At 58.9% G+C, this 9970-nt stretch carries 8 protein-coding genes; all 8 read right to left on the minus strand.

Features of this window, described 5'->3' with window-relative positions; all coding sequences use genetic code 11:
- Positions 1-21 precede the first annotated feature (21 nt).
- Positions 22-2013 carry an excinuclease ABC subunit UvrB gene (gene uvrB / locus AC27E8_RS15610; RefSeq protein ID WP_487100221.1) on the minus strand — a complete coding sequence of 664 codons (1992 nt, stop codon included), beginning with the start codon at positions 2011-2013 and terminating at the stop codon, positions 22-24.
- A 274-nt stretch (positions 2014-2287) separates the two neighbouring features.
- Positions 2288-3103: a flagellar motor protein MotB gene (locus AC27E8_RS15615; RefSeq protein WP_367306766.1), complete on the minus strand. Its 816-nt coding sequence runs from the start codon at positions 3101-3103 to the stop codon at positions 2288-2290.
- Positions 3081-3878: a flagellar motor protein gene (locus AC27E8_RS15620; protein WP_487100222.1), complete on the minus strand. Its 798-nt coding sequence runs from the start codon at positions 3876-3878 to the stop codon at positions 3081-3083. The genes AC27E8_RS15615 and AC27E8_RS15620 overlap by 23 nt, the downstream gene beginning before the upstream one ends.
- A gap of 14 nt (positions 3879-3892) precedes the next feature.
- A complete protein-coding gene (locus tag AC27E8_RS15625) occupies positions 3893-5182 on the minus strand; it encodes a PDZ domain-containing protein (protein ID WP_487100223.1) in 1290 nt (429 codons plus the stop codon).
- Positions 5183-5222: 40 nt separating this feature from the next.
- Positions 5223-6113, minus strand: coding sequence for a permease-like cell division protein FtsX (ftsX, locus tag AC27E8_RS15630; RefSeq protein WP_041694931.1), 891 nt, complete (start codon positions 6111-6113; stop codon positions 5223-5225).
- Positions 6103-6789, minus strand: coding sequence for a cell division ATP-binding protein FtsE (gene ftsE, locus AC27E8_RS15635; RefSeq protein WP_012809834.1), 687 nt, complete (start codon positions 6787-6789; stop codon positions 6103-6105). The genes ftsX and ftsE overlap by 11 nt, the downstream gene beginning before the upstream one ends.
- A 175-nt stretch (positions 6790-6964) precedes the next feature.
- Positions 6965-8098: an o-succinylbenzoate synthase gene (gene menC, locus AC27E8_RS15640; RefSeq protein WP_487100224.1), complete on the minus strand. Its 1134-nt coding sequence runs from the start codon at positions 8096-8098 to the stop codon at positions 6965-6967.
- 145 nt (positions 8099-8243) lie between these two features.
- Complete coding sequence (locus AC27E8_RS15645; protein WP_487100225.1) at positions 8244-9812, minus strand: ABC transporter substrate-binding protein; 1569 nt, start codon at positions 9810-9812, stop codon at positions 8244-8246.
- Positions 9813-9970: the final 158 nt, after the last annotated feature.

Raw genomic sequence — 9970 nt, forward strand, 5'->3', positions numbered from 1 at the left:
TCTTCCTTCTTCCTTTGCGCCTCACGACGCGTCCATGAGTTCCATGATCATATCGCGCAGCTCTGCGGCGCGCTCGAACTCGAGCGCTTTCGCGGCCGCCTTCATTTCCTGCTCCAGCTTCGCGATAAGTTCCTTGCGCTCGCGGCCCGACAGCTTTTGCGCCTTTTCCGCCACGGCCACGTAGTCCTCCTCCGACTCGGCCACCTTGGTGGACTCAATCACATCTCGCACCGCTTTGCGCACGGTCTGCGGGGTGATGCCGTGTTCTCGATTGTACGCCATCTGCTTTTGCCGCCGGCGCTCCGTCTCCTCGATGGCAATGCGCATCGACTCGGTGATGGTATCGGCGTACATGATGACCGTGCCGTTTGCGTTGCGCGCCGCGCGGCCGATGGTCTGAATGAGGGACGTGTGAGACCGGAGAAAACCTTCCTTATCCGCGTCCAAGATGGCGACCAGCGAGACCTCCGGCAGATCCAGCCCCTCTCGCAGGAGGTTGATCCCCACCAGCACGTCGAACACGCCGCGCCGAAGGTCGCGCAAGATCACCATGCGCTCGATGGTCTTGATGTCCGAATGGAGGTAGCGGACCTTGATGCCGAGCTCTTTCAGATAATCGGTCAGGTCCTCCGCCATCTTCTTCGTCAGCGTGGTCACGAGGACGCGCTCGTCGCGCCGGATGCGCTCGCGGATCTCGCCGACGAGATCGTCAATCTGCCCTTTGATGGGCCGCACGTGAATCTCCGGATCCACGAGCCCTGTCGGGCGGATAATCTGCTCGACCATGCGCTGCTGATGCCGCTGCTCGTAGGGCCCGGGTGTGGCGCTGACGTAGATGCACTGCCCCACGGCCCGCTCGAACTCCTCGAACTTGAGCGGGCGGTTGTCCGCGGCCGAAGGCAGCCGGAACCCGTGCTCGATGAGCGTCAGCTTGCGGCTCCGGTCGCCGTTGTACATGCCGCGTAGCTGCGGGATGGTGACGTGAGACTCGTCGATGAACGTGAGAAACCCCGGCGGAAAGTAATCGAGGAGCGTGTATGGAGGCTCTCCGGCTTCACGGCCCTCGAGGTGCCGCGAATAGTTCTCGATCCCGGAGCAAAAGCCCATCTCGAGCATCATTTCGATGTCGTAGTTGGTCCGCTGCTCAAGCCGCTGCGCTTCCAGCAGCTTGCCCTGAGCGCGCAGTTCCGCGAGCCGCTCCTCCAACTCTGCGCGAATCCGCTCGATGGCCCTCTCCAATCGCTCGCGCGATGTGACATAGTGCGACGCGGGAAAGACGCTGAAGTGCGACCTCCGCGCCACCACTTCTCCGGTCAGCACGTTGATCTCCGAGATTCGGTCGATCTCGTCGCCAAAAAATTCGACGCGAATCGCATTTTCGTCGCGGGAGGCCGGAAAAATTTCGACGACGTCCCCCCGCACGCGGAACGTGCCGCGCGTAAAGTTGATGTCGTTGCGGGTATATTGCATATCCACCAGCTTGCGAAGCATCTGGTTGCGGTCCATCACGGCACCCACCCGCAGCGAAAGCACGTGATGCCGATACTCTTCAGGATTGCCGAGGCCGTAGATGGCGGATACGCTCGCGACCACCAGCACGTCGTTCCGCTCCAGAATCGCAGCCGTGGCGGAGTGGCGCAACTTGTCGATCTCGTCATTGATTTTCGCGTCTTTCTCGATATACGTGTCCGTCGACGGGATGTACGCCTCCGGCTGATAGTAGTCGTAGTAGCTGACGAAATACTCCACGGCGTTGTTGGGAAAGAACGCGCGAAACTCGGCCGCCAACTGCGCGGCGAGCGTCTTGTTGTGCGCGATGACCAGCGTTGGGCGGTTGACCTCCGCGATGATGTTGGCCATGGTGAACGTCTTCCCCGATCCCGTCACGCCAAGCAACGTCTGGTGACGGAGGCCGCTGTACACCCCATCGACGAGCGCCTCAATCGCCTGAGGCTGATCGCCCTGAGGTTTCATGTCCGTCACAAGCTCAAACTTGCCAGGTAATTGGGACATGACTCGCCCTCCTTGCTCGTTGGCTCATCCGCGGACGGAGATGGACACAGCCTCACTCTATCACACCGAACGAGAAAAAGGGAACAAACGTTCCCTCCGAAACTCGCGATCCGATTGCGTGAGATCACCTACTCATTATAAAAAAACGGAAGCGACGGGTGCAAAGCGGACTCGGCCCGTCCTTTCCTTGTTCGCGCGAAAGGGCCTCTAGTCAACAGAGGTGTCCGCGCGGAGAAGAAGAGCTTCTGCATCGACATTCGTCGCAACTCGCGGCTCAGTTGGTGGGGAGCGCGGGGGCGGTGCCAGGCGCGTAGATCTTGCGCAGGATCACGATGTTCACGCGGCGGTTGGCCTGGCGGCCTGCCGGCGTGGCGTTCGACGCCACCGGATGATACTGACCGTAACCCATGCCGGCCAGGCGCGTGGGGTTGATGCCGTGATCGGCCAGGAAGCGCACCACGCTCATGGCGCGCGCGGCGGAAAGCTCCCAGTTGGACGGGTAGATGGGCGTGTTGATGGGCTGCGTGTCCGTGTAACCTTCTACCACGATGTCGTTGGAGATCTGCTTGAAGAACGGGATGAGCCCTTCGATAATGGCCTTGGCCTTGGGCAAAAGGACGGCCTGTCCGGTGTTGAAGAGCGCCACGTCCCGCATGGTGATCTGCACGCCGCGCGCCTCATCCACGACCTGCACTTCGCCCGTCAGATGATGGTTCGCGATATATTGCTGAATTTCCCGATATAACAAATCGAGCTGCTTCGCGTCCGTGAGGTCCTCGTTCGACTGCTGGTTCTGCGTCGTCGCGTTGGTTGGGTTGTTTGGGTTCTGCAGGTTGTCTGGGAACTGTTGGCCATTGTTCTGATCGCCGCTTTCGAGCAGCGCCGTCGTGCCCATGTTCAGCGGGATCTGCTGGCCGGGATGCAGCGCCTGATACAGCGATTCGGCCAGCGTTGCGAAGCGCGTCTTGTCGATGGTCGACATCGCGAACATCACGACGAAAAACACGAGCAAGAGCGTGATGAGATCGGAATACGTCACCAGCCAACGCTCGTGGTTCTGCTTGTGCTTAGGCTTCTTGCGCCGCTCCACTCTGAACCCCCGCCTTCTTCTCCACGCGATCCGACGCCGCCAGGAACGAGAGCAGCTTTTGCCTCAGCACGTTCGGGTTCTCGCCAGCCTGAATGGACAGGATGCCCTCGAGGGTCATTTCCCGCTCGAGCATCTCCTCCTGCGATCTCGCCCTCAACTTGTTGGCGACGGGGAGCCAAAAGATGTTTGCGCTCGCGACGCCATAGAGTGTGGCAATAAAAGCTGTCGCAATCTCAGGCCCGAGCGAACTCACGTCGGTCAGACTGCCGAGCACGTGCACAAGCCCCATCACCGTGCCGATGATGCCCATGGTCGGCGCGAATCCGCCGGCCGCCTCGAACATGGTGATCCCCACCTCGTGCCGCTCCTCGATGTGCGCGAGCTCTGTCTGCAACATGTCCTTCACCAGTTCCGGGTCGATCCCGTCCACAATCAGTCGGACACCGTTGCGCATGAATGCGTCGTCGAACGAGTTCACATGGTCTTCCAGCGCGAGAATGCCCTCTCGGCGGGCCATGACGGCGAGATCGACTAACTGATCGATCTGCGCGCGTGGATCTCGCTTGGGCGCGAAGAAGGCGATCCGCAGGTACTTCGGCAGAGACAGAAAGACCTTTAGAGGGCTCGACAGCATCGTCGCCCCAAGTGTGCCACCGAACACAATCATCATGGCAGAAGGTTGAATGAGCGCGGCGATGTTTCCTTTGTCGAGGATGTAGCCCCCGAGAAGACCGCCAATGCCGAGGAGCAACCCGAGTACCGTTGCGAAATCCATGCGAACGCCTCCTTCTATGAGCGAGATGTCTCATCACGCCTCGCGCCGCCAGGTATGCGCAGATACAGTGTCTCGAGAAAGCCAAACGGCCGCTTCAGTCGAAGTGCCGGTTCTTCTCCGGGCAGGACAAAAATGAGGCCGAGGTTGTGGCGCTCTCCCTCGAACACGGGACTCGATACCAGGCGGGGTTCGCCGCGTCGGTCCGTGATCTGAAAGCGCGCATACGCCGGATTTTGTTCCAGCGCGAAGTGGAAATCGTACTCCGTGTGAACAGGCGCTTGATTGACGTGCGTGATGAGTTCCCCCGGACGAATGCCGAGCCGCTCTGCAAGCGAACCGCGGATTACGTACAACACGCGTAGTCCCTCGCTGTCCGGAGCAAAGTGAGGTTCCAGGGCTCGATCCATTCGCCTTACCGCAATCCGGAACAGCTCCGTCAGGACGATTGTTGCGCCCGCCGCATAAACTGCGGCCTGTTGGTCCCAAATGTAAACACCCGCGAAGCCCGCAGCTAAGACGAGCCCGCGAATGACGTCGAACCAGCGCAGGTAGTGGAGCGCCCGCTCCACGCGCAACGAGGTGAGCAGTGCGTGCCAGCCAAGCGCGAGCGGCACGGCAAACCATGCAAGCGGCTGCCCCAAAACCACGTGCCACGGGTGCCAGCCCGAGATGAACGCCAACGCTGGATGCGCGAACGGTGTCACCCACACCGCCACAGGCACCACATAGCCGAACTGGAGTTTCATCGCCCCCATCCGCCGGCCTCGCCGGGAGGTGACGAGCGCCGGCAGGATGGCATCGCGCGTCCCCCACAGGCCGAGTACGGCCTCGGAGAGCGCGGCAATTGCAGCGATGGCGAGCCAATCCCCCTGCGGCATGTCCACGATGGCCCGCCAAGCAGGCAAAAGTCCCGCTGGCACAGCGCCGTGATAGGCGCGCGCAAGCCAAGAAAGCAGAACGGACACGGAGATGGCGATGGGCGCCGCGGCCAGCCGTGATCGGATCACGCCGAGCACAATCGACACGACGAACACGTACAGCGCGGACGAGATCGTCACCTGAGCCCCAGCCGCAAGCAATGCGAAGCTCGCCACGAGTCCCACGACGACCGCCCTGCCGTAGCGCAGGAGAAGCGTCTTGCCGATTCGCGTGACGCGCACGCCAAACCAAGCCCGCTCTCGGCGCACGTTTCTCACTAGATCCCAAATCACGAAGCCTGTCGCCAAGTAGTGATAAGGGTTCAGCACAAAGCTCAAGAGCAACAGGCCAACGAGCGCCCACCAGCCATTCGCCGTCACATGCATGGAAGCGTATCCCTTTCTCTAGCCCGCAGAGAAGGCCATGCTACACGCGGAGAAAGCGCCGGACGGTGATGACGCCTCCCCACATGCCGATCAAAAGTCCCATGGCGATCAGAATCACCGCAAGCTTGACCTCGATCTGACTCGCCTGGACAAGCGGAAATGCCAACCCGCTGAACACACCCTTTGCCTTCGCATAGAGCGAACGGTAGCCGTACACGAGAAGCGCAACCGGGATCACGCTGCCGACGAGCCCGATGATCATGCCCTCGATGATAAACGGCCAGCGAATGAACCAATTGGTCGCGCCGACCAGCTTCATGATCTCGATCTCTCTGCGGCGGTGAAAGATGGTCATGCGGATGGTGTTCGAGATGAGGAACATGGAAGTGATGACGAGCCCCACCACGAATACGATGCCAATGTCCCTCACAACCGCCAAGGTACGGAAGATGGCAGCCGCGAGCTTGTGCGGATCCCGCACGGCCGCGACACCCGGAATCTCGCTCACCTCTTTGGCCAGTCGGTCAATCTGATGCGGATCTTGCGGCTTCACGACAATCTGAATCGGGAGCGGGTTTTGCTTGAAGGCGTTCAGCACGTCGCTCAATTCCTGCCCCAGCTCTTGTTTCATTTGCTGAAGCCCTTCGTTCTTGGAAATCACCTGCACGGACGCCACGCCCGGCAGGGCGCGAATCTCCTGCGCCACCTGCTCACCCTGCTTCTCAGAAGCGTTCACGTTCAAGAAGGCGCTGAACTCGAGCTGCCCTGTCACGCTGTTTGACATCTGTTCAACATTGAAAGTGAGAATCAGCGAAAAACCGAGCACCGCCAACGTCACAATCACGGCGCTCAGCGCCGCAAACGACATCCAACCGTTGCGGATGACATTCTTGCACCCCTCGCGCACGTGCCGCAGCCATCTAGTCATCATAGCCGTAATACCCTTTCTCCTCGTCTCGCACGATCACGCCGTTCTCAATCGCGATGACACGCTTACGCATCGTGTTGACAATCTCCCGGTTGTGTGTCGCCATCACGATGGTCGTGCCGAGATCGTTGATCCGCTGAAAAAGGCGCATCACGTCCCACGATGTCTCCGGATCCAGATTGCCTGTGGGCTCGTCCGCGATGAGCACAGCTGGATTGTTCGCGAGCGACCTCGCGACGGCCACTCGCTGCTGCTCGCCGCCCGACAGCTGATGCGGATACATATTCATCTTGTCTTCCAAGCCCACTTGTTCGAGAACTTCCCGAACTCGTTTGCGAATGTACTTGGGCGGCGCGCCGATGACCTCGAGCGCAAATGCGACGTTCTCCGCCGCCGTCAGCTTGGGAAGCAGCTTGAAGTCCTGAAACACCACGCCGATAGTCCGGCGCAACAAGGGAATTTTGCGATCTTTCAACTTCTCAATGTTGAATCCATTGATGAAGATGTGCCCGCGCGTTGGTCGCTCCTCGCGGTACATCAACTTGATGAAGGTCGATTTTCCGGCTCCACTCGGGCCGACGATGTACACAAACTCGCCTTTCTGAATGCGAACCGAAATGCCATTCAGGGCCTGGGTCCCGTTGGGATACTCCTTCCAGACGTCCTGCATTTCAATCACTGTGCAGATCTACCCCTCATCCCATGATGTAGTGACCATGTTCTTCTCTCTCGTCTGTCCACGTGTGACCTTTTTGCCCCGATGCACATTCGACCCCCACGACACATACTGACCCACTTCGACACCGTACGCCGAAAATCCTGTTGGCAAATCGTGTCCAACATGCGAACTTGATTCAGAGCGTTCTCAGGTCAACCGTCCAGATCGCTGTCGAAAACCGGCGCACGGCATCGCGGTCGACCCAATCCGCCACGCCGGCGCATTGCGGGACCTGGATCACCCCAGGTTCGACGAACGCAATGGGCTCCTTCAGGACGTCCCGCTCGAAATATCGGTCACTCGGGCCGAGATCGGTCGCATAGCGCATCAGAGGTAGCGAAGCGGTGATGAGCCCGTGCAGGCGCCCGACGCCCGTTTCATACATCCCTCCAACCCAGGCGGACATGCCTGCCTCACCGGCCACGCGAAGGGCCTGCAGCGTCGCTCCAAAGCCACCCAGCCGCCCGGGTTTCACGTTCAATACGCGAGCCGCGCCGAGCCGTGCCGCGAGCTTCAGCTCTCGCACGGAGCGGACGCTTTCATCGAGGCAAATCGGAGTCCGCAACGAGTCCTGAAGGTCGGCCAAATCGAACCAATCGTCTTCTGGCAGCGGCTGTTCAATAAATTGCAGATCGTACACGTCGAGCTGTTGGAGCATCGGAGCATCTTCTGGCCGATAACTCCCGTTGGCGTCCGCCGCAATGGCGAGGTCCGGATAACGCAGGCGGACCGCCTCGATGGGTGCTTGATCCCGCCCCGGCGCAATCTTAAGTTTCACTCTGCGGACCCCCTGCTCCACCGCCCTGTCGACGGAGTGGATAAGCGCATCCAGCGATTCCGGCATCCCGAGCGTCACGCCGACTTCCACGCGATCTCGGCCACCCCCGAGCAGGCTGGCCAAAGGTTGCCCGGTCCTCGCCGCGTACCAATCCCAGACCGCCATCTCCAGTGCAGCCACACTCATTCGATTGCCGCGCACATCGTGAAAGGCTGCGTAGACGGTCCGCGGATCAGGGCCTTGGGCAGCACCGCGAAGCCATCTGGCGAATCTCGGCACCAGATGATGGACGAGCATGACCCACGCGGTGTCCGTGCACTCCTCCGTGTAAGTCGGTTGCGCGAGCGCCACACATTCGGACCAACCCTCAACCCCTTCCGCATCGACGAGCTGCACGAGAATAGCCTGCTTCTCGCGAATATGGCCGTGAGCCGTCTGCATTGGGAACTTGAGCGGCAGAGAGAGGCGGTGTAGAACGCAAATCTGAATCATGCGGGAACCCCTCTTGTCCCCACAGCGTAGGAACATGTTCGAGTCATTTCAGAGGTATATCGCAACAATGGAGATGTTGCAAGCCATACGACAAAAGCCACGGGCCCTTGCATGGCTCCGTGGCTCGATTCCTGCAGTGCGTTTTTCAGGACACCGGTTTGAGGTGATCCATGATGATTGCAGCCGCCTGGAACGTATAAGGCGCAGGGTTAATCCACATATTTTGCTTCGTCGGCCAACCCGTGAAGTGCGCGTCGTTGTATTCGTACCACAGCTCGCCGTCGAAAACGGGGATGACCGGCAAATCCTCGGCCGCGATCCGCTCGACCTTATACAGCGCCTGCCGCTGCACCGCAGGATTCGTCGTGGAAGCAAACTGAGCAAGCGCCTGGTCAACCTGCGGATTTCGATACTGTTCAATATTCCAGTTGCCTTTGGAGTCGAGCATGTCATAGTAAATCGTATAAGGTGTCGGACCCTCATTGGTCCAGGACAAGGCGAGATCGTAATTCGGCTTGATACCGACGCCCGGATTGATGGAATTGAAATAGGCGTTGAACTGCTGTTGGACGACATTGATGTTGATCCCAACGGGCTGAAGCTCCTGCTTGATGAGCAGCGCATCTTCGTCCCAGTCGCTCCATCCAGACACCGTGAGCAAATTGAAGGACAGCTCTTTCCCGTCCTTTTCGAAAATGCCGCGGCTGTTCCTCTTAAAGCCTGCCTTCTCGAGAATTTGAATCGCTTTTTCGTCGTTCAAGGTGAACTGTCGATCCTGGCTTGGCAAGTTCGGGTCAAGCCACGACATCTGCGAAGGAATCAGGCTGGTCGGAACCGGAAGCACCGAATAATTTGTCTCCCCAATTTGCTGAATCGCCTTCCGGTTGATGGCAAGGCTGATCGCCTGACGCACCGCCAGATTTGCAAGCAGCGGGTTATTCCAGTTTGGATATAGTTCGACAACACTACCTGGCGGGAAGTCATAATGATGATGCGCCGGATCGGCGGCCACAAACGTCTTTTGGATGTCGGGAATGTCGATCCCGGCCCAATCCACCTGGCCGCTCGCGAGCGCCAGGTCGGCAGCCTGATTGCTTGTGTACGCTGGATAGCGAACGTATTTTACTTTGGGCACACCGTTGTAGTAGAAACCGTTGGCTTCAAAAGTGTATTGCTGCGGCGAAAATGCGATGAGCTTGAACGGGCCAGTCCCAATCGCCTTCTGCCATGTGATTTTTAGCTTCGTCGGATCGCCCAGAGAACTCCACTCATGTTGAGGAACGATGTACGTGCCTCCAAGTACATATTGCTGCGCGAACGGAATATCGACGTCTTTGAAGGTGAACTCAACTTCGTGCTTGTTGAGCGCGCGCACATTGGAGAGGACAGACCAAACATTGTTCGTGTCTGCGTCAGGATATTTCTTGAGTTCGTTGAACGTGAAAACCACATCGTTCGCAGTGAACGGAGTACCATCAGTCCATTTCGCATTTGTGCGGAGCTGGACAATCACCGACTTGCCGCCGTTCGTAAAATGATAACTTGTCCCAAGGAGACTCCACGTCTTCCCTGTTAGGTTGTCAAAATAGAAAAGAGTCTCATAGATATTCCCGTACGTCCCGTCGTTCGTGCTCGGATCAAAGGGATTAAAGTTGTCCGCGAAATTCCCCTTCGGGCTTGTGATGACTGTCAAGGTGTCGCTAATCGCGCCCACTGCCGCTTCTGATCTCCCCGACTTCGACACTTGGTAGTCATACAAAGTCCCACAAACCCATGGCCGATGCGGATTCGTGGGACCTGTGGATAACTCGCGTAGTGTCTACAGCCCTCTTGCCCGAGGTTCTACCTTCAGGATCCTCGGCGGTTCCTTGA

It is taken from the genome of Alicyclobacillus sp. CIJ1 (genome assembly GCF_057538885.1).